Raw genomic sequence first — 19,713 nt, forward strand, 5'->3', positions numbered from 1 at the left:
CGAGCCCTGCCTCGGGGTCCGGCTCACGGAAGGGGTGGCGACATGAGAGGTGGCCTGGACGAGACACTCGCCCGGATGGCCCGGCGCGAGGAGGCACTCCGGCGACGGGGCGCCGAGCCCGCCGAGGAGCCCGGCCAGGAGGCAGCAGCCCCGTCCGCCGCCGCCGACGCCCTCGGGATGCCGCCGGGAGGCGACGTCGGGCCGGGCCGGCCGACGAGCGCCCCCGCCCCGGGCCCGGGGGGCGGTGACGTCGACCTGAGCAGGGTTGCGACCGGCGCCCCACCGGACCGGGCGGGCGGGGAGGCGGCCCGGTTGGTCGGCCCGACGGGCCGGGCAAGGGCCCTCCGCGCCCTGCCGGCCGGCCCAACAACCGGCACGACGGGCGGCACGACGACCGGCAGGGTGGACGGCGCTACGGGCGGCAGGGTGGACGGCGGAGTAGGGACTGCCGGCGGCACGGCGGGGTCTGCCGAAGGCAGGAGGGAGGCGTCCGTCGGGCGGGACCCGGTGGCGGAGGTCGCCGAGGCGGTCGCCCGGGTGGTGGCGACGCACCCCGGGGTGACGGTCACCGTCAGGGTGGAGCACGACGGGCAGGCGTACCCGCTGCGGGTCGGCTGGTCGGGCGGGCGGGTGACGGTCGGCGCGGAGGCGGCCACCGTACCGCCGCCGGTCTGGCCGCTGTCGGTCAAAACCGTGCCGGCGTGGATGCCCGGACCGGAGCGGCTCACGGCGGACCCGGCGGCCCGGCTGGCGGAGCTGATCCGGCACGACCCGTCCCTGCTCGGCGACCCCGGCGACCGCCCCTGATCCCACACCGCCCTGCCCCGGCCGACACCACCGACCGACACCGATGGGCGACACCGCCGGCCGACACCGATGGGCGACGCAGACGGGCGACGCAGACGGGCGACGACGTGGGGCGTTCCGACCCGGCGTCGAGGCGCTTGTGCGGGTCTTCCTTTTCCCGGCGGCTACCCTCGGGCGGTGGCCGCACCCGACCTGACCCTCACCGCCAGCCTGCGTCCCGCCGCGCTGGACGCCCGGCGCGGCGTCGTCCGGCTGCACCCGGAGGTGCTGACCGCACTGGCGCTGCGGCCCGGCGACCCGGTCCGGCTGGCCGGGCGGCGGGTGACCGCCGGCATCGTCGCCCCGGCCGAGCCGGCCGCGAGCACCGTCCTGCTCTACGCCGACGATCTGCTGCTGGGCAACCTCGGCATCCGCGACGGCGGGCAGGTGACGGTGAGCCGGGCGCCGGTGGTCCCCGCCGGCCGGGTGACCCTGGCCGGGCCGGTCCAGGTCGTCGCCGCCGTCTCCCCGGAGATGCTGCGGCTCGCCCTGCTCGGCAAGGTGGTGACCACCGGGGACGACGTCTCCCTGCTGCCCCAGGACGTGCTGCCGGACGCCTCCGTGCGCACCCTCGTCGAGGCCGCCCGGCGCAGCCTCTCCAACACCGTCGGGTACGCCTGGACCAGCACCCTGCTCACCGTGACCGCCGCCGAGCCGGACTTCGGGGCGCTGGTCACCATGGACACGGTGGTCGGCTGGGAGCACGGCCAGACCACCCGGACCGGCGGCCGGACCGGCGCGGCCCGGATCGGCGGCGCGGCGCGCGGACCCGGCACCGGGCCGGACGGCGGTGCGGCCGACCGGTCCGCAGGTGCCGGCGACGCCTCGGCCGACCGGGCCGCCGGGATCCACGAGCCGACCGACCGGGCCGACGAGGCGGGCGGGGCCGAGGACGCGCCCGGCGTGGACGAGCTGCCCGGGCTGCGGGCCCAGGCCGAGGAGCTGACCGAGCTGCTCGACCTCGGGTTCCACCACCGGGAGGTGCTGGGCCGGCTGAGCACCGCCGTGTCGCTCGGGGTGCTGGTCGCCGGGCCGGCCGGGTCGGGCAAGTCCGCGCTGGTCCGGGCCGTCGCCGCCCGGGTGGGCGCGACCGTCCACCCGCTCTGGGCCCCCGAACTGGCGGCGCTCACCAACGACGCGGCGGCACGTCGGCTGCGCGCCGCCGCCGACGAGGTACGCGGAAACGGCCCGGCCGTGCTGCTGGTCACCGACGTCGAGGCGCTCACCCCGGCCGAGAACCCCGGACCGCTGTCCACGGTCTTCCGGCAGCTGCTCGCCGAGACCGTCCGGGCCGGGACGGCGGTGGTCTGCACGACCAGCCGCCCCGAGGCGGTCGACCCCGCGCTGCGCGCGCCGGACCTGCTCTCGCTGCGAATCACCGTTCCCCTGCCCGACCAGGCACTGCGCCGGGAGCAGCTCACCGTGCTGACCCGGCAGGTGCCGCTGGCCGGGGACGTCCGGCTCGACGAGGTCGCCGGGCGTACCCCGGGGTTCGTCGCCGCCGACCTGGCGGCGCTGGTCCGGGAGGCCGGGGTACGGGCGGCCCTGCGGCAGAAGTCGGCCGAGTCGCCGACGGTGGCGATGACCGACTTCACCGCCGCCCTGGAGGTGGTCCGGCCGACCACGATGGCCGGGTCCACCCTGGAGCTGGCCGACGTCACCCTCGACGACGTGGGGGACATGGTCGAGGTCAAGGAGACGCTGACCGAGTCGGTGCTCTGGCCGCTGACCTACCCGGACACCTTCGCCCGGCTCGGGGTGCAGCCGCCGCGCGGGGTGCTGCTCTACGGGCCGCCCGGCTGCGGCAAGACGTACCTGGTCACGGCGCTGGCCGGGTCGGGCCGGGCGAACGTCCTCTCCGTGAAGGGCGCGGAGCTGCTGTCGAAGTGGGTCGGCGAGAGCGAGCGGGCGGTCCGGGAGCTGTTCCGCCGGGCCCGGGAGGCCGCCCCGACGCTGGTGTTCCTCGACGAGGTGGACGCGCTCGCCCCCGTACGCGGGCAGGCCAGCGACGGGGGCACCACCGACCGGGTGGTCGCCGCCCTGCTCACCGAGATGGACGGGGTGGAGTCGCTGCGCAACGTGGTGGTGGTCGGCGCGACCAACCGCCCCGACCTGGTGGACCCGGCCCTGCTCCGGCCCGGGCGGCTGGAGCGGCTGGTGTACGTGCCCCCGCCGGACGGTGCGGCCCGGGCGGAGATCCTGCGCGCCGCCGCCCGCAACGTCCCGCTGGCCGACGACGTCGACCTCGCGGCGCTCGCCGACGGGCTGGACGGCTTCTCGGCGGCCGACTGCGCGGCGCTGGTCCGGGAGGCCGCGCTCGCCGCGATGCGGGAGTCGCTGACCGCGTCGACGGTCACCGCCGGGCACGTCGAGTCCGCGCGGCAGCGGGTCCGCCCGTCCCTGGACCCCGACCAGGTCGCCTGGCTGGCGGCGTACGCGGAGGCCCGGGCGGCGCGCTGACCGATGCCGACCGCCGGCCAGCTCGGCGAGGCCTACGGCAGGCGGTCACCCTCCGCGACCCCGCCGGAGATCCGCAGGTCCTGCGGGGCGGGCGGTCAGAGGGCGGGCGGGGTGGCGTCGAGGGAGATCTCGGCGCGCACCGCGTCACCGTCCTCGACCAGGGCTGCACCGCACCTGCCCAGCACCGAGAGGGCACCGAGGTTCTTCCGGGTGGTCACCGCCACGACGGTACGCATCCCGGCCGCCGCCGCGAGGTTGAGCAGCTCGCGCAGGGCTGCGGCACCCACGCCCTGCCCCCGGGCGGACCGGCCGAGCCAGAGGCCGGTCTCGACCGTGCCGGGTGCCGGGCAGCGGGTCATCCGGATCATCCCCATCACCTCGCCGCCCACGAGGATGGCGTACATCCGGGTACGGGTCGGGCCGTCGAACCCCGCGAAGCCCGTGCGGTAGTAGTCGCGGAACGCCTCCCGGCGCGCATGCGACCAGCCGGCCGGCGCGTCGACCGGGGGCATCACGTCGTCCGGCTCGGCCTCGGCGACCGCCACCGAGAGCAACGGCTCCAGGTTCCGCTCGTCCACCGGCTCCAACCGGACCACACCTGTCACGTGCCGCAGTCTGCCGGCCGGAGCCCGTCCGAGTCCACCCTTCCGGCCGGCGCCACCGCGGCGGCGGCGGGTACGAGCCGGCCGGACCGTGGCTGCGACCGGCGTCACGCCGGGCCGAACTCGCAGAGAACGACCGAGGCGTCGTCGGTGCGCTTGTGCCGGCGCAGCCGCTCCGGCAGGTCGCGCTCCGCGGACCGGACCCGGTCGATCAGCGCGCCCGGCCCTTCGGCGGTCACCAGGTCCACCAGCCCCGCCCAGTCGAACAGCCCGAACTGCTCGACCGCGCTGGAGGCGCCGTCGGTGAGCAGGACCGCCCGGCGCACCGCGTCGGGCCCGTGCAGCGGGGCCGTGCCGGTGACCGCGTGGTACGCGGCGTCGGGGTCGGCGGCGGCGACCCAGTAGCCGTGCGTGCGGTTCATCCGGCCTCGTTGCAGTCCGACGGCCTGCCGGAACCAGGCTGCCCGGTCGCCGTCGGAGGACAGGGTGGCCGCCATCCGGCGCAGGTCGGCCATCGCGGTCTCCAGCCGGTCGTCGTCGACCACGTCGACCCGGTCGCCGACGTCGAGCACCAGCGGGCTGTCGCAGAGCACCAGCCAGTCCACCTCGTCGCCGCTCTCCCGGAGCAGACAGACCGTGGACGAGGGCGTGCCGGAGTCGTCCAGGTCGCACGCGCCGCCGTGGTCCGCCCGAACCGCGAGGATCGCCGCCGCGAGGCTGCTCATCAGCGTGGCCGCCGGTCGGGCCGCGACGGCCAACCCGATCCGGGCGGCGAGGTGCCGGACGTACCAGGCGGTCCCGTGCCGGCAGCCGGTGTCGAAGCCGTCCGGCACGGTCGCGCCGTCCAGCACCCCGACCAGCGGGCCGAACCGGAAGACCAGATCCTCGTTGACCGCCCGGCCGGGCGCCGGGGCGGACGCCGACCGTACCCGCATCATCGGGCCCGTCGAGGCGGCCCGGGTGCCGGGCGCGGTCGCCGTCCCCATCGCCCGAGCTGGCCGGGCGTCCCCGCGCGGTACGCCCCCGTTTGCCGCCGCCATCACCGCGCTCCCTCCGTCACCGGGCCGGCTACCCCATGCCGCAGGGGACATGCCGATCACGGGGCACGGCGACCGACCATTCTCACCACTTTGCATTATGCCCCAGTCACTGACGGTAGCGTCAAAAGTGGTTGGCTACCGGAGCGGCCCGACGCGGCACACGCCGGGGCCAGCGACTCGGGAGCCGTTCGACGACAGGGGGATCGCATGTTGGCACGGTTGCATCAGTCGGGCATCAAGGCAGAGCACGCCTACCTGGCCGGGTTCGTCAGTATCGGCCTGTCGTTCACCAGTTGGTTCATGTCCAAGCACCTGGAACGGGCGGGCTTGGCGCGGGCGGACCGCTGGGGCATCTTCATCGGCGAGTGGGCCCCGACGTTCTTCGCCATCGGCAACGGGCTGCGCAGCTACGAGAAGCACTGAGCGGGTGGAGTGCCGGCGGGCGGCCGACACCGGTGCGGGCCGCGCAGCTCAGCGCCGCCGGTTGCGGGCCCGCGAGGAGCGCAGCCGGCGCAGCCGGCCGACCAGCAGCGGCTCGGCGGCCAACGCGGCCGGGTTGTCCAGCAGCCCGTTGAGCAGCTGGTAGTAGCGCGTCGCGGAGACGCCGAAGGCGTCCCGGATCGCCTGCTCCTTGGCTCCGGCGTGCCGCCACCACTGCTGCTCGAAGGCGAGGATGCGCAGTTCCCGCTCGGTCAGGCCGGCGGCGGTGGCCGCGACCGGGCCGGCCGTACCCGCGTCGTCGGCCCCGTCGGCGGACTCCGCCAGGGCTACGGTCACCGGTTCGGGGGCGTCGTGGCCCGAGGCGTCGTGGCAGGGGGTCGCGGGGCCGGGAATCGCAGGGCCAGTAGCCGCAGGGCCGGCCGGCCCGCCGGGCAGCGGGGACCCCGGGGTAGCCGGGGTGGTCGACTCGGGCGCGGAGCGAGGCGGGGGAACGGTCACGCCCTCCCGGACGTTGGCGCCCGACGGCTCGGGCCGGTCGGTGGCGGCCGGGGAGGCGTCGGCAGGCGGCATGGCGCTCCTCACGCGGGCGGGCGAGGGGCCGGCAGCGGCGTGCCGACCGGCGGGACCCCCAGCCTAACCAGGGCCGACCCGGGCCGCATCGGACGAGCGGTGCGGCCCGGGCCGGCCGGTGTGGCGGATGCGCCGCAGGTCAGGCGATGTCGCGCCGGCGCATGGTGACCAGCGCCGCGCCGAGGGCGGCCACGAGCCCGACGGCGAGCAGGATCGAAGCGTGCTGCCAGGTCAGGTCGAGGGTCTCCGGCTTGCACTCCCCGTAGTAGGTGGCGTTGCAGGCCTCGTAGTTCTCCAGGGTGATTTTCTTCCGCATCCAGGCCAGCGCGTATGTCGGCAGCAGCCACGCCTCGATGAACCGCGTCCCGGCCATCGACAGCAGGATGCCGACGCCGAACTGGCCGACCACGACGAGCCCGATCGCCCCGCCGAGGGCCATCGCGGTGTGCCGGCCGAGCGAGGCGAGCGCGAACCCGATGGTCGCCGCGACCACGATCAGCACCAGCCCGCGCAGCCCGGTCAGCGCGAACGACTGCCACGCCCCGCCGGTCATCTTCGCGGTGCTGCCGCGCAGTGAGCCGACGAGCCAGAACCCGGCGGTCCAGACCGCAGCGGCGGCCACGGTCAGGGCGACCAGCCCGGTCAGCAGCGCCGCCAGCTTGGTCAGCAGCACGGTGAGCCGCCGGGGCCGCCAGAGCAGCAGGTTCATCATCCCGCCGGAGCTCCACTCGGCACCGACGAAGGAGGCGCCGACCACAAACCCGACCAGCGCCAGGATCGCGGTGAACGTGACGATCATTTCCTCGAAGCTGCCGCGGAAGTCGAACGTCGACGGCAGGAACCACCTCGCCTCGACGCTCCCCTGCGGCGGCGGCTCGATCATCGCGCAGTCCGGCGGGTACCGGCCCTCCGACTGGTTCTCACCGGCCGCCTTGGCCCGCTCGCAGGAGGCCCGTTCCTGCTCGGCCCAGTGCACCTGTTCCTGGTACTGCTGATCGGCCTGGCGCTGCGCGGCGGCCTGCTGGTCGGGGCCGATCTTCTCGTTGGTGAAGAAGACCCCGACGAGCACCGCCCCGAGGACCAGCAGGCCGAGCAGAGTCGCCCAGCGGGTGAAGCGCCGCTTGCCCAGCCGGCGCAGCTCAGTGCGATAGAGGCTCATGCGCCCCAACCTCCTCCGGCGACGCCGGGCTGGCCCGCGCCGCCGACCTTCGTGGACTCGTCGACTTGGCGGTGCTGACCCGGCACGGCGGCGGTCGCGGTCAGCTCCAGGAAGACGCTCTCCAGGTCGACCGTGACGGGTGCCAGCTCGCTGACATAGAGGCCCTGCTCGGCGAGCAGCCGGCTCACCATGGCCGGCTTGTCGACCCCGGCGAGCATCAGGTGGTCGGGCTCGGCGGTCACCGCCACGCCCGCCCGGGTCAGCGCGTCGGCCGCCCTCGGCAGGTCGGTGGCCGCCTCCAGGCGGACCCGCACCCCGCCGCCGGAGTGCTCGGCGAGCACCTCGTCGACCGGGCCGAACGCGACCCGCCGGCCGAGCGAGATGATGGTGACCGAGTCGCAGATGAGCTGGATCTCGCCGAGGATGTGGCTGGAGAGCAGCACGGTCATCCCGGAGGCGGCCAGGTCGCGGGTCAGGCTGCGCATCTCCCGGATGCCGCCCGGGTCGAGGCCGTTGGCCGGCTCGTCCAGGATGAGCAGCTTCGGGTTCTTGAGCAGGGCCGAGGCGACCGCGAGCCGCTGCTTCATGCCCAGCGAGTACGTCTTGACCCGCTCGCCGGCCCGGTCCCGCAGGCCGACCTGCTCCAGCACCTCGTCGACCCGGTTCTGCGGCACCTCGCCGGCCCCGGCGAGCAGCGACAGCGTGTCGCGGGCGGTGAAGTGCGGGAAGAACTGCGGGCTCTCCACGATCGCGCCGACCTGGCCGGCCACGGCGGGCAGCGCGGCCGGCACCTCCTGACCGAGGATCACCATCCGGCCGCCGTTGGGCCGGATCAGGCCGAGCAGGGTACGCAGGGTGGTGGTCTTCCCCGACCCGTTGGGGCCGAGGAAGCCGTGCACCTGGCCCTGCTCGACCAGCATGTCGAAGCCGTCCAGGGCATGTCGCACGCCCCGGCGTCGACTCTTGTACGTCTTGCGTAGACCTTCTATTTCCAGGACAGCCGGCAAAGCTGCGCCTCCCCCGATAGCTGCGGTGACGACGCACACCATACGCGGTATGCAACGGGTCACAATACCGGGTATGCAGTTCGGCGTGTCGGCCGCTCAGGCGCAGACCACGTGCACGCCCGCCGCCCGGAACGCATCGACCACCCCGGGGTCCGCGCCGGAGTCGGTCACCAGCGTCTCCACCCGGTCGACCGGGCAGATCCGGGCGAACGCGTGACCGCCCAGCTTGGACGAGTCCGCGATGATCACCACCCGCTTCGCCCGGGCCACCATCAGGTTGTTCATCGCCGCCTCGCCCTCGTGGTGAGCTGCGGCGCCGAGCTGCGGGTCGATCGCGTCCACACCGAGCAGGGCCACGTCCAGGGTGACCTCGCGCAGCAGCGCCCCGCCCAGCGGGCCGACCAGCTCGAACGACTTGGGCCGGACCACCCCGCCGGCCACCACCACCTTCATCCGGGACCGAACCAGCAGCTCGTTGGCGATGTTGAGCGCGTTGGTGACCACGGTGAGCTGGGCGCCCTCGGCGTTGGTGTTCAGGTCCGGCCGGACGGCCAGCGCCCGGGCCACCTCCGTGCTGGTGGTGCCGCCGTTGAGGCCGACCACGGTGCCCGGGGAGACCAGCGCGGCGGCGGCGGCGCCGATCCGCTGCTTCTCGGCCGAGTGCTTGGCGGTCTTGTAGCGCAGCGGCAGGTCGTAGGAGACGCCGTTAGCCACCGCGCCACCCCGGGTCCGGGTGATCATCTGCTGCTGGGCGAGTTGGTCGAAGTCGCGCCGGATGGTGGCCTGGGAGACGTCCAGCCGCCCCGCGGCGTCCTCGACGCTCACCCGGCCGTTGTCAGTGAGCATCTCCAGCAGTGCGTTCCATCGGGCGTACCGGTCCACTGCGGGGCCTCCACTGACTCTGCACGAAGGGTGATTGATTGCGTGCACAGTAGTGCGCGAAACTACGTAGGCGCAAAACTTCGCTCTGCGCGATCGGGCAGCCGGTTGCCAGGGTCCCGATGTTTCGCGCACAATGACGCGCGAAAGACGGCCATATTGCGCCGTATTGCGCACGACCTCCCGGCGAGGAGTTCTCATGGCGTTCGTCCACGCGGAGATCGCGAGTCAGCCCGACTGTTGGCGGGAGGCAGCGCTGCTGACCCCCACTGTCGCCGAGCACCTGCCGCGCCCCGGGGAGCGGGTCGCCGTCGTCGGCTGCGGCACGTCGTGGTTCATGGCGACGGCGTACGCCGGGCTGCGCGAGGCCGCCGGCCACGGCGAGACCGACGCCTTCCAGGCGTCCGAGTTCCCGGCCGGCCGGCGCTACGACCGGCTGATCGCCATCACCCGGTCCGGCACCACCACGGAAGTGCTGGAGTTGCTCGCCGCGCTGCGCGGTCAACTCCCCACCACCGTCATCGTCGGCGACCCCGGCTCCCCAGCCGTCGAGTTCGCCTCCGCCGCCGTCACCATGCCTTTCGCCGATGAGCGCTCGGTCGTGCAGACCCGGTTCGCGACCACCGCGCTGGCCCTGCTCCGCGCCCACCTCGGCCACAACCTCGCGGCGCTCTCCGCCGACGCCGAGGTCACCGTCCGGGCCCCGCTGCCGATCGACCCGGCCCGGGTCGAGCAGGTCACCTTCCTCGGCCGGGGCTGGACGGTCGGCCTGGCCCAGGAGGCCGCGCTGAAGTGCCGCGAGACGGCCACCTTCTGGGCCGAGGCGTACCCGGCCATGGACTACCGGCACGGCCCGATCTCGATCGCCGCCCCGGGCCGGCTGGTCTGGGCGTTCGGCGACATCCCCGAGGGGCTGGCCGAGGACGTCGCCGCCACCGGGGCCGCCTTCGTGCACAGCCGCACCCACGGCTGCCACACCGTGCTCACGAGCTGGGCTGCCGGGCGCACCCCGGTCGACCCGATGGCCGACCTGATCCTCGCCCAACGCTTCGCCGTCGCCCTGGCCACCAGCCGCGGACTCGACCCGGACGCGCCCCGGCACCTGAGCCGATCCGTGGTGCTCGCGTGAGCCCAGCCGACGTCGTCGTCGCGCTGGACGTGGGCGGCACGGGGATGAAGTGCGCCCTGGTCGGCCCGGACGGCGACACCGTGCGCGCCGAGCGCCACTCCACCGACGCGGGCCGGGGCCCCGACGCGGTGGTCGACACCATCCTGGACGTCGCCGAGGGGCTGGCCGGAAAGGCTCGGGCCGACGGGTTCGAGCCGGTCGCGCTCGGCGTCGCCGTCCCCGGCGTCGTCGACGAGGCCGCCGGGGTGGCGGTGTGGTCGGCGAACATCGGCTTCCGGGGCGTACCGCTGCGGGACCTGGCGGTGGCGCGGCTCGGGCTGCCCACGGCGCTCGGCCACGACGTGCGCGCCGGCGGCCTGGCCGAGGCCCGGCTCGGCGCGGGCCGGGGCACCGGGCATGTGCTGTTCGTGGCGATCGGCACCGGCATCGCCGCCGCCCACGTGGTCGACGGGTCGGCCGCCACCGGCGCGCACGGCGCCGCCGGGGAGATCGGCCACATCCTGGTCCGTCCCGGCGGCCCGCGCTGCGGCTGCGGCCGGCGCGGCTGCCTGGAGGCGGTCGCCTCGGCCTCGGCGATCGCCCGCCGGTACGCCGAGCTGGCCGGCGTCACCGCGACCGCCGCCGAGGTGGCCGACCGGGCCGCAACAGGCGAGCCGGTGGCGACCCGGGTCTGGGCGGAGGCCGTCGAGGCGCTGGCCGACGGCCTGGCCACCGGCCAGTCCCTGTTCGACGTGGAGACCGTCGTGGTGGGCGGCGGCCTGGCCCAGGCCGGGCCCCTCCTGTTCGACCCGCTGCGCGCGGCGCTGCACGAGCGGATGACCTTCCACCGGGAGCCGCGTCTCGTCGCGGCGGCCCTCGGCGACGAGGCCGGCTGCCTCGGCGCCGCCCTGCTCGCCCTCGACAATCTGGAGAAGTGATGGCGCTTCGGGTGAACGGCAAGGTGGTGACCCCGACCGGCGTGGTCCGGCAGGGCTGCGTGGAGCTGGACGGCGACCGGATCACCGCCGTCGCCGAGTATCCGTCCGCGCGCGACGGGCACTGGATCGTGCCGGGCTTCGTGGACATGCACACCCACGGCGGGGGCGGGCACACGTTCACCACCGGCGACGCCGACTCCGCCCGGCAGGCGGCGGCCTTCCATCTGGGACACGGCACCACCACGCTGCTGGCCAGCCTGGTCAGCTCACCGTACGAGCTGATGCGGGACGCCACCGCCGCGTTCCGGCCGCTCGTCGAGGAGGGGGTGCTGGCCGGCGTCCACTTCGAGGGGCCGTACCTCTCCTCGGCCCGGTGCGGCGCGCAGAACCCGGAGTTCCTGCGCGACCCGTCCACCGAGGAGCTGGCCGCGCTGGTCGAGCTGGGCGGCGGCGCGGTGCGGATGGTCACCCTGGCCCCGGAGCGGGACGGCGCGCTGGAGGCGATCAAGCTGCTCACCGCCCACCGGGTGGTCGCCGCGATCGGCCACACCGACGCCACGTACGACCAGACCCGGGCCGCGGTGGCGGCCGGTGCGAGCGTCGGCACTCACCTGTTCAACGGCATGCGCCCGGTGCACCACCGCGAGCCGGGCCCGGTGGTGGCCCTGCTGGACGCCCCGAACGTGGTCTGCGAGCTGGTCGCCGACGGGGTGCACCTGCACGACGGGATGCTCACCTTCGCCACCTCGACGGCCGGCCCGGAGCGGGCCGCCCTGATCACCGACGCGATGGCCGCCGCCGGCATGCCCGACGGCGAGTACGAGCTGGGCGGCCAGGCCGTCACCGTGGCCGACGGGGTGGCCCGGCTGAGCCGGGACGGCGCGATCGCCGGCAGCACCCTCACCATGGACGCCGCTCTACGGCACGCCGTGCACGCCGGAATCCCGATGGCGGACGCCTGCCGGATGGTGGCCACCACCCCGGCCCGGGCCATCGGCCTCGGCGACCAGGTCGGCGCACTCCAGGTCGGCCTCCGCGCCGACCTGGTCGTCCTCGACGACGACCTGAAGGTGGTCCGGGTGATGAAGGGCGGCTCCTGGGTGGAGTGACGCCCCGCCCACGCGCCCAGGCCCGACGGGCAGGGCCTGGTTCGGCCCCGTCTGCTGCTGCCCCGTTTATGCGGGCAGCTCCAAAGGGGCCGACTTGGCATGCCCGCTGGACGTGCTGGCCACCCCCGCGAGGAACCCCGGGGCGTTCCGCGCCGGGCAGGCGTCGCGGCCCGGCAGGCGTTCAGCCGAGGGCGTCGGCCTCGACGCCGAGGACGGCCTGCTCGTCCGGGCGGTGCACCAGCACGTCGGACAGGAACGACTGCACCGCCGGGCCCATGCCGACGTCCCGGCCGGCCCGCTCTGACAGCAGCCACTTGTGCTCGATGATCTGCGCGAACAGCTCCTGCGGCTCCAACTTGCGACGCAGGTGCGCCGGCACCGCCCGGACCACCGGCTCGAACACCTCGGTCAGCCAGCGGTGGGCTGCCTGCTGCTCGTCGGTCAGGTCGCTCTCCGCCCGGTACGCGTCCAGGTCGTTGAGGAGCCTGCGGGCCTGGTTCTCCTCGGCGTCCAGGCCGGTCAGCCGCAGCAGCCGGCGGGTGTGGTAGCCCGCGTCGACCACCTTCGGCCGGACCAGGTACCGCCCGTCGGCGATGGTGGACAGGGCCACCTCGGCCACGTCGAAACCCAACTCGTTGAGGCGGCGGATCCGGCCCTCGATGTCGTGCCGGGCCTCCCGCTCGATCTGCTGCTCGTAGGTGATCTCGTGCCAGAGCCGCTCGTAGCGCTGCACGACCTCCTCGCAGACCACCTCGGGATCGATGGACTCGTGCAGCAGCCCGGCCGCCTGGAGGTCGAGCGCCTCGCCGAAGATGTTGACCTGGGCGATCTCCAGGTCCTCGCCCCGCTGGCCGTTGGACAGGGTGTTGTGCAGCGCCCCGGTCTCGGCGTCGACGAGGTAGGCGGCGAACGCGCCGGCGTCCCGGCGGAACAGGGTGTTGGACAGCGAGCAGTCGCCCCAGAAGAAGCCGGTCAGGTGCATCCGGACGATCAGGGCGGCCAGCGCGTCGAGCAGCCGGCCCATCGTCTCCGGCCGCAGGGTGTGCGAGAAGAGCGCCCGGTAGGGCAGCGAGAACTGCAGGTGCCGGGTGATCAGCACCGATTCGAGAGCTTCCCCGTCCTCGGTCTGCCGGTCGGCGACGACCGCCACCGCCTCGACCGACGGGAAGTCGATCCGCTCCAGGGCCCGGAGCAGGTCGTACTCCCGCTCGGCGATCCGCTCGCGGGTCTCCTTGAACGCATACACGTACCCGCCGAACCGGACGAACCGGACGATGTGCCGAGAGATACCCTGCGGCAGCGCCACCAGGTGCTCGGCAGGCCACTCCTCCAGCGGGGTCGACCAGGGGAGGTCGAGCAACGCCGGGTCCACAAGGGCAGAGGTGATCCGCACGTTGACAAGCATGCCGGGTAACCCGGCCGAGCGCCTCCCTTCGTGGCTCGCCCCACAGCCGCCGGGCGGCGGGCCGGTAGCGTGGTCGCGTGCGGGAAACCCAGACGGTACGGCGGAAGGTCCAGCTCAGGCCCGTACGGCCGGCGGGCTGGTGGTGGGACGCGCTGCTGGTCGCCGCCCTGGTCGGTCTGACGGCGGCGCTCGCCGCCGACCGGCTGTTCGGTGTCGACCGGGCGGTGGCCGACTGGGCCGAGGCGCACCGGCCCACGGCGGCGTACTGGGTCGCGGTCGTGTTCAACTACCTGGGCCAGGGCAGCCCGCTGACCCTGATCGCGCTGGGCATGGGGGTGCTGCTGGCCGTCCGGGCGCGGTCGGTGCGGCCGGTGCTGCCGCCGGTGCTCGCCTTCGTGTTCACGTACCTCACCATCGGCCCCCTGAAGGTGTGGACCGCACGGCCCGCGCCGAGCGCCGGCGTCAAGGAGCCCTTCCTGCCCGCCGACGCGACCCTGCCACTGTTCCAGCACGACCTGCCGGTGCGGTTCGCCCAGTCCTACCCGTCGGGGCACGTCGCCAACGCGATCATCTGGTACGGCGTCATCGCGCTGCTGCTGGCGCCGCTGCTGGCCACCTTCGGCCGGACCGTCCCGCCGTCGCTGGTCACCGTGGTCCGGGCGGTGCCGCCGGTGGTCGTGCTCTGCACCACCACGTACCTGGGCTGGCACTGGCTGACCGACTCGATCGCCGGGCTGCTGCTCGGGCTGTTCCTCGACCGGCTGCTGCGCCGGGTGCCGTGGGACGACGTTCCGCTGCCCGGACGGCTGGGCGCCTGGAACCGGCCCGCGCTGTTCACCCCGGCCCGCTAGCTCACTCCCCGCTCGCCCGGGGCGGGGGCGGGCCGGCAGGCGCGGCGGGCGGGTGCTCCGGCGGGGGCGGGGTGGTCTCGCGGAGCAGGGCGGTCAGCCCGGCCCGGCGGGCCACCACGGTCAGCCGGTCGCCGGCGGTGATCACCAGGCGGGGATCGGCCGACCAGTCCGCTTTCAGCCCGGCGCGGGCGTGCGCGAGCAGGCGTACCTCGCCGGGGTGGGCCACGGCGGAGAGCGGGCGGCCGTCCAGCGGCGACCCGGCGGCCACCGGCACCTCGGTGACCAGCAGCGCGTGCCGGCCCACCGGGATGGTGGCGATCACCGCCCGGTCCAGCAGGGCGGCGGCGAACGAGGGCGCGGCCAGGTACGACACGCTGCGCGAGATGCCGATCCCGAAGGCCTTCTGGATGCGCTCGGCGAAGTCGCCGTCGAACAGCCGCAGCACCACCCGCAGGTCCGGGTTGAGCCCTCGGCCGTTCAGCGCGGCCCGCAGGTTGACCCCGTCGTCGGTGGAGGCCACGACGAGGGCCTGGCAGGTCTCCACGGAGGCGGACCGCAGCGTCTCCTCCCGCGCCGCGTCGCCGATCAACACGGGCACCCCGAGCCGGTGGGCCAGCGAGGCGCCCCGCGCGTCCGGGGTCCGGTCGATGGCCACCACCTCGACGCCGAAGTCGTTCAGCTGGGCCATCACCCGGGTGCCGATGTTGCCCAGCCCGACGACCACGACGTGCCCGGACCGGTGGGGCTGGATCCGCCCGGCGTGCATTGCCAACCGGGCGTTGACGATCCCGTCGACCACCACGGCGGTGATCAGGGGGATCAGCGCGAGCCCCGCCAGGTTGAGCACCACCTGCATGACCTGCGCGGCGACGGGTTTGGCGACGTCCGGGTCCTCGCCGGTGAGCGTGGTGACCAGGGTGAGGTAGAGCGCGTCGGCCCAGTTGACCCCGGCCGCGCGGGAGTTGAGCCAGCCCAGCGCGGCGATGACCGCGAGCAGCACCAGCACCGCGATGCCGATCTTGCGGGTGGCGAAGCTGCGGACCGCGCGGAGCAGCACCGCGAGCGGCTGGCGGCGGCGCCGGGCGCGAACCAGCCGGCGGGCGGCCAGCTCGGTGCCGGGCGGCTGGCCGGTCGCCTCGGCGAGCACCACGTCGGCGGTCGCCTCGTCGGCGGGCAGCACCCGGGCCCGGGCGGGGTCGCCGGTGTCGGCCACCCCGCACACCACGTCCTGCGGGCGGACGTCGGCGCGGCGGGCCACGTAGAGGGTGCGCCCGCCGTGTCGGAAGTGGGTCGGGGCGACCTCGCCGAGCGCGGCGGCCACGAACGCGGGGGCGGCCATCGACGCGTCGGAGAGCACCGCCGAGTCGGGGAAGAGCTGCCGCACCCCGTTGGCCAGGCTGGTGTTGAACATCCGCACCACCAGCCGAAGCTGGGGCTCCACCTCCTGGGCGCAGAGCGCGGCGTGCATGTTGCCGACGTCGTCCTGGTGCAGCAGGGCCAGCCCGTCCGCGCCGGCCAGCCCGGCCCGGCGGAACGTCGCCTCGTCGAGCCGGTCCGCCCGGACGACCTGGATGCCGTCGACGTCCCGGCCGTCGGGGCCCTCGGAGCGGCGCCGCTCGGGCACCACGAGGGTGATCCGGACGCGGCCGGTGTCCAGCTCGGCGGCGAGCAGCGCCCGCACCACCCAGTACGCCAGCGGGTCCGACCCGCAGACGACGTAGTGCGGGCGGTTCTCCCCGTTCATCCGCAGCCGCCACCCGGTCGCGCGACGCGCACGGTCACGCAGGGGCTCCGCCATGCGCCGAATCGTAGTCAGCCGGCGGTTGCCGCGCAGCCCCACACGATCATGAACGAATGTCGCGGCACTGGACGGGTAGAGCAGCGGCATGCAGACGTTCCTGCCCTACCCGGACTTCCTGGCCAGCGCCCGGACGCTGGACCAGAGGCGGCTGGGCAAGCAGCGGGTGGAGGCCATCCAGGTCCTGCGCGGGCTGACCTGGCCGGGGTACGGCTGGCGCAACCACCCGGCGGTCAAGATGTGGGCCGGGTACGAGGAGGCGCTGGTCCGCTACGGCCTGGACGTCTGCGCGGTGTGGTGCGAGCCGGGCCGGGCCGACACCTGCGCGGCGACGCTGGCCACCGACCTCGCCGCCGCCTGCGGCGTCGCCACCGTGCGCACCCAGGGGGTGCTGGCGCAGTCCGGGGAGCTTCCCCCCTGGCTGGGCCGCGACGACCTGCACCGCAGCCACCGCTCCTCGCTGCTGCGCAAGGACCCGGAGCACTACCGCCCGTTCTTCGACGACGTCGGGCCCGACCTGGAGTACGTCTGGCCCGCCTCCGACCGCGAGCCGCACTGCCGCCCGTCGTGAGCTGAAGGCCCTTCCCGGCCGCCCCGCGTCGGAGGGTGCCCCTCCCCCGCTCCCTCGGGCAGACTGGGTCGCATGGCGCTGTCGCGGGTGATGGGCCGGTTCATCGGCGTACGAGAGCACGTGGTGGACCCGGGCGGCGGTGCCGCCCCGCGCGTGCCGCACCCGGTCGAGGCCGTGGTGGTCGGCGGCGGGATCGCCGGCATGTCGGCGGCGGTGGTGCTCGCCGAGCGCGGGGTGCGGGTGACCGTGTTGGAGGCCGCGCCGGCCCTCGGCGGCCGGTTGGGCGCGTGGCCGGAGCCGCTGGCCGACGGCACCCAGGTGAACGAGCACGGCTTCCACGCGTTCTTCCGGCAGTACTACAACTGGCGGTCGATCCTGCGCCGGATCGACCCGGGGCTGGCGTTCCTCAGGCCGGTTCCCGGGTACCCGGTCCTGAGCGCCGAGTGGCCCACGGAGGAGTTCGGGAAGCTGCCGCCGGCCCCGCCGGCGAACCTGCTCGCCCTGCTGCTGCGCAGCCCGAGCCTGCGCCTGGCCGACCTGCGCGGGATGGACCGGGACGCCGCGCTGCCGCTGCTCAGCTACGACCCGGTGCGCACGTACGCCGAGTTCGACGGCGCCACCGCCGACGACCTGCTCACCTCGCTGCGGCTGCCGGACCGGGCCCGGGCGATGCTGTTCGAGGTCTTCTCCCACTCGTTCTTCAACCACGAGGCGGAGATGTCGGCCGCCGAGATGATCGCCCAGTTCCACTTCTACCTGCTCGGCAACCCGGAGGGGTTGGCCTTCGACTGCCCGGACGCGGACTACGCCACCGCGATCTGGCAGCCGCTGACCCGGCACGTGCAGAAGCACGGCGGACGGGTGGTCACGGGGGCCGCCGCGACCCGGCTGGACCGGGGCCCGGGCGGGTGGCGGGTGACCGCCGCCGACGGCACGGCGTACCGGGCCGGGCACGTGGTGCTGGCCGTCGACCCGCCGGCGCTGGCCCTGCTGGTGGGCGCCTCGCCGGTGCTCGCCGGCGCCGCCCCGGAGCTGGTGGCGGCGATGCCCGCGTTCGGCGCCCCCGGCCCGCCGTACGCGGTGGCACGGTACTGGTGCGGCGGGGACGTCGACGGGGGGCGGGCGGTGTTCAGCGGGGTGTCCCGGCAGCCCACGCTGGACTCGGTGACCCTGTACCACCGGCTGGAGGACGAGTCGCGCCGCTGGGCGGAGCGCACCGACGGCTCGGTGGTGGAGCTGCACGCGTACGCCTGCGACGAGGGTGTGCCGGCCGAGGATCTGGCCGAGCGGATGCGGGTCGAGCTGGTCGCGCTCTGGCCGGAGGCGGCCCGTTTGCGGGTGCGCGAGCTGCGCGCCCGGGTGGAGGCGCGGGCCCCGGCGTTCACCCCGGGCAGTCACGCGTGGCGGCCGGGGGTGCGCACCGGCGCCGACGGGCTCTACCTGGCCGGCGACGGCATCCGGACCGACTTCCCGAGCGCGCTGATGGAGCGGTCGGCGGCGACCGGCATCATCGCGGCGAACCACGTCCTGCGGGCCGAGGGGGCGGCGGCCGAGCCGGTCCGCTCGATCCGCCCACGTGGCCTGCTCGCCCGACGGGAACCGAAAAGGCCCTGATTCACCACAAAATGCCACAAATCTGATCTATCCTCGACTGACATCCACCGGCGTCGCCGGCACGGGAGGTCGAGAGGGTGTCCACGGTGCACCGGCGCGACGCGGCCGGCGGGCCGCCCGGCGACGAGGCGGGCGGCGGCCGGCACGACGACGCGTACGGGCGGCTGCGCGACGAGCGGGCCTGCATCGTGACGGCGTTGCGGCTGGGCTGGTGGCTGGCGGACGCGTACCACCACGCGCGGACGGCCGACCTGTCGACGGACGGGCGGCCGGCGCAGCCACCGGCGAAGCTGACGAACTTCACCGAGATGTCCGGCCGGCGGCGGCTGCGGATGTACCTGGACGGGATCGACGTGGCGCTCGCCCAGATCGCCGGGCTGACCGGCGGCGGCACCGCAGCGCCGCCCGTGGTCGCCCCGGGCGGCGGCACCCCGTCCACCGGGGACACCCGGGCCGCCCTGTCGGCCGGGGCGGGGGCGCTGCTGCTGGCCCTCGACGATCTCAACGTGGACGTGCTGCGCTGGGCGATGGCGACCAACCACCGGGTCGGGCTGGCCTACCGGCTCGGCAGGTCGCTGGCCGACACCGTCCGGCGCGGCGACGCCGACCAGGTGCCGTGGCGCTTCGCCGGCCGCCAGGTCGAGATCAGCCGCTGGCTCGACGAGCTGGCCAGCGTGCTGCCGCCGTACTCGGCCTCGGTGGTGCGCCGGTCGCTGCGGGCGTGGGCCGACGCGGTCACCCGGGCCGGGGTCGGCGACCCGGCCGAGGCCGGCCTCGCCGAGCTGGCCCGCGAGCTGCGCAACCAGGGCGACCTGTGGCGCAGCGTGCTGACCGGCGGGCTGCACCCCCGGGACCTGCTCGACGAGGAGGACTACGCGGTCGTCGCGCGAAACGTGATCATCCGGGACCGGAGGCTGGTGACGCGGGCGGCCCGGGGCATCTTCTGGCCGGTACTGGCCCCGCTGCTGGTGGTGCTCCTCGCCGTGGTCGGGGTGAGCGCCGCCGCGGCCGCCGGCTCCCCCACCGCCCGGGCCGCCGTCGCCCTGGTCGGCCTGGGCGCCGGGCTGACCGCGATCTGGCGGACGGTGTCCGGGCCGGCCCTCGCGGTGGCCGGGGAGGTGAACCGGCCGCTGCTGGAGGGCGAGCTGACCGTCCGGATGGCCGACCGGGTGACCCGGCCGCTGGCCGCCGCCCGCGCCACCGCCCGGTCCCGCCGCCGAAGCGGGCCCGGCGAGGTCGCCGGCGGATCGAAATACGTTGCCGACCTCACCCCCGCCGACCTACCGTGATCGCGCAAGGTCAACCAGCCCGACGG

At 75.1% G+C, this 19,713-nt stretch carries 17 protein-coding genes and 2 pseudogenes; 11 read left to right on the forward strand and 8 right to left on the reverse strand.

Annotated elements, in window-relative coordinates:
- Positions 1 to 42: 42 nt before the first annotated feature.
- From GVV04_RS32940 to GVV04_RS08735, 3 genes and pseudogenes are all read left to right on the forward strand, one after another.
- Positions 43 to 807, forward strand: coding sequence for a hypothetical protein (locus GVV04_RS32940; RefSeq protein WP_235965734.1), 765 nt, complete (start codon positions 43 to 45; stop codon positions 805 to 807).
- A 177-nt stretch (positions 808 to 984) separates the two neighbouring features.
- Positions 985 to 1,564 (forward strand): annotated as a pseudogene (locus GVV04_RS34750) (AAA family ATPase); the annotation flags it as partial.
- Between the two features lie 176 nt (positions 1,565 to 1,740).
- Positions 1,741 to 3,306 (forward strand): annotated as a pseudogene (locus GVV04_RS08735) (AAA family ATPase); the annotation flags it as partial.
- 95 nt (positions 3,307 to 3,401) lie between these two features.
- Here GVV04_RS08735 and GVV04_RS08740 read toward each other — a convergent pair.
- Together GVV04_RS08740 and GVV04_RS08745 are read right to left on the reverse strand one after the other, a co-directional pair.
- Positions 3,402 to 3,911, reverse strand: a complete 510-nt coding sequence (locus GVV04_RS08740) for a GNAT family N-acetyltransferase (RefSeq protein WP_161686327.1) — start codon at positions 3,909 to 3,911, stop codon at positions 3,402 to 3,404.
- A gap of 104 nt (positions 3,912 to 4,015) precedes the next feature.
- Complete coding sequence (locus GVV04_RS08745; RefSeq protein WP_161686329.1) at positions 4,016 to 4,948, reverse strand: hypothetical protein; 933 nt, start codon at positions 4,946 to 4,948, stop codon at positions 4,016 to 4,018.
- Positions 4,949 to 5,155: 207 nt separating this feature from the next.
- On the opposite strand from GVV04_RS08745, the gene GVV04_RS08750 reads away from it, so the two are divergent.
- Positions 5,156 to 5,371, forward strand: coding sequence for a hypothetical protein (locus GVV04_RS08750; RefSeq protein WP_161686330.1), 216 nt, complete (start codon positions 5,156 to 5,158; stop codon positions 5,369 to 5,371).
- Between the two features lie 48 nt (positions 5,372 to 5,419).
- Here the strand turns inward: GVV04_RS08750 and GVV04_RS08755 are convergent, their stop codons facing one another.
- From GVV04_RS08755 to GVV04_RS08770, 4 genes are all read right to left on the reverse strand, one after another.
- Positions 5,420 to 5,959, reverse strand: coding sequence for a DUF3263 domain-containing protein (locus GVV04_RS08755; protein ID WP_235965735.1), 540 nt, complete (start codon positions 5,957 to 5,959; stop codon positions 5,420 to 5,422).
- Between the two features lie 139 nt (positions 5,960 to 6,098).
- Positions 6,099 to 7,118 (reverse strand): ABC transporter permease subunit, encoded by a 1,020-nt coding sequence (locus GVV04_RS08760; RefSeq protein WP_161686331.1) that lies wholly within the window; start codon positions 7,116 to 7,118, stop codon positions 6,099 to 6,101.
- Positions 7,115 to 8,038 carry an ATP-binding cassette domain-containing protein gene (locus GVV04_RS08765; RefSeq protein ID WP_201753223.1) on the reverse strand — a complete coding sequence of 308 codons (924 nt, stop codon included), beginning with the start codon at positions 8,036 to 8,038 and terminating at the stop codon, positions 7,115 to 7,117. The genes GVV04_RS08760 and GVV04_RS08765 overlap by 4 nt, the downstream gene beginning before the upstream one ends.
- A gap of 183 nt (positions 8,039 to 8,221) precedes the next feature.
- Positions 8,222 to 9,007 carry a DeoR/GlpR family DNA-binding transcription regulator gene (locus tag GVV04_RS08770; protein ID WP_161686333.1) on the reverse strand — a complete coding sequence of 262 codons (786 nt, stop codon included), beginning with the start codon at positions 9,005 to 9,007 and terminating at the stop codon, positions 8,222 to 8,224.
- Between the two features lie 196 nt (positions 9,008 to 9,203).
- Here GVV04_RS08770 and GVV04_RS08775 point away from each other — a divergent pair, with 196 nt between their 5' ends.
- From GVV04_RS08775 to nagA, 3 genes are read left to right on the forward strand one after another with little or no spacing between them, the layout of a single operon-like run.
- Positions 9,204 to 10,133 (forward strand): SIS domain-containing protein, encoded by a 930-nt coding sequence (locus tag GVV04_RS08775; protein WP_161686334.1) that lies wholly within the window; start codon positions 9,204 to 9,206, stop codon positions 10,131 to 10,133.
- The gene (locus tag GVV04_RS08780) at positions 10,130 to 11,050 is read left to right on the forward strand and encodes an ROK family protein (RefSeq protein ID WP_161686335.1); all 921 of its coding nucleotides are present in this window, start codon (positions 10,130 to 10,132) and stop codon (positions 11,048 to 11,050) included. Before GVV04_RS08775 ends, GVV04_RS08780 begins: the two co-directional genes overlap by 4 nt.
- The gene (nagA, locus tag GVV04_RS08785; protein WP_161686337.1) at positions 11,050 to 12,159 is read left to right on the forward strand and encodes an N-acetylglucosamine-6-phosphate deacetylase; all 1,110 of its coding nucleotides are present in this window, start codon (positions 11,050 to 11,052) and stop codon (positions 12,157 to 12,159) included. The genes GVV04_RS08780 and nagA overlap by 1 nt, the downstream gene beginning before the upstream one ends.
- Before the next feature lie 181 nt (positions 12,160 to 12,340).
- Here the strand turns inward: nagA and GVV04_RS08790 are convergent, their stop codons facing one another.
- Positions 12,341 to 13,564, reverse strand: a complete 1,224-nt coding sequence (locus tag GVV04_RS08790; RefSeq protein WP_161686339.1) for a DUF4032 domain-containing protein — start codon at positions 13,562 to 13,564, stop codon at positions 12,341 to 12,343.
- Between the two features lie 77 nt (positions 13,565 to 13,641).
- Here GVV04_RS08790 and GVV04_RS08795 point away from each other — a divergent pair, with 77 nt between their 5' ends.
- Positions 13,642 to 14,415, forward strand: a complete 774-nt coding sequence (locus GVV04_RS08795; protein WP_161686341.1) for a phosphatase PAP2 family protein — start codon at positions 13,642 to 13,644, stop codon at positions 14,413 to 14,415.
- A 1-nt stretch (position 14,416) separates the two neighbouring features.
- Here the strand turns inward: GVV04_RS08795 and GVV04_RS08800 are convergent, their stop codons facing one another.
- Entirely contained in the window at positions 14,417 to 16,213 is a 1,797-nt protein-coding gene (locus GVV04_RS08800; RefSeq protein WP_201753012.1) for a potassium channel protein, read from the reverse strand.
- Positions 16,214 to 16,301: 88 nt separating this feature from the next.
- On the opposite strand from GVV04_RS08800, the gene GVV04_RS08805 reads away from it, so the two are divergent.
- The 3 genes from GVV04_RS08805 to GVV04_RS08815 all read left to right on the forward strand — a co-directional run bounded on the left by GVV04_RS08805 (position 16,302) and on the right by GVV04_RS08815 (position 19,687).
- Positions 16,302 to 16,784 (forward strand): MSMEG_6728 family protein, encoded by a 483-nt coding sequence (locus GVV04_RS08805; RefSeq protein WP_161686343.1) that lies wholly within the window; start codon positions 16,302 to 16,304, stop codon positions 16,782 to 16,784.
- Positions 16,785 to 16,856: 72 nt separating this feature from the next.
- Positions 16,857 to 18,398: an FAD-dependent oxidoreductase gene (locus tag GVV04_RS08810; protein ID WP_161686345.1), complete on the forward strand. Its 1,542-nt coding sequence runs from the start codon at positions 16,857 to 16,859 to the stop codon at positions 18,396 to 18,398.
- Between the two features lie 77 nt (positions 18,399 to 18,475).
- Positions 18,476 to 19,687: a hypothetical protein gene (locus tag GVV04_RS08815; RefSeq protein ID WP_328822280.1), complete on the forward strand. Its 1,212-nt coding sequence runs from the start codon at positions 18,476 to 18,478 to the stop codon at positions 19,685 to 19,687.
- Positions 19,688 to 19,713 lie beyond the last annotated feature (26 nt).

This window comes from Micromonospora rubida, from assembly GCF_009908295.1.
Lineage (GTDB): Bacteria > Actinomycetota > Actinomycetes > Mycobacteriales > Micromonosporaceae > Micromonospora > Micromonospora rubida.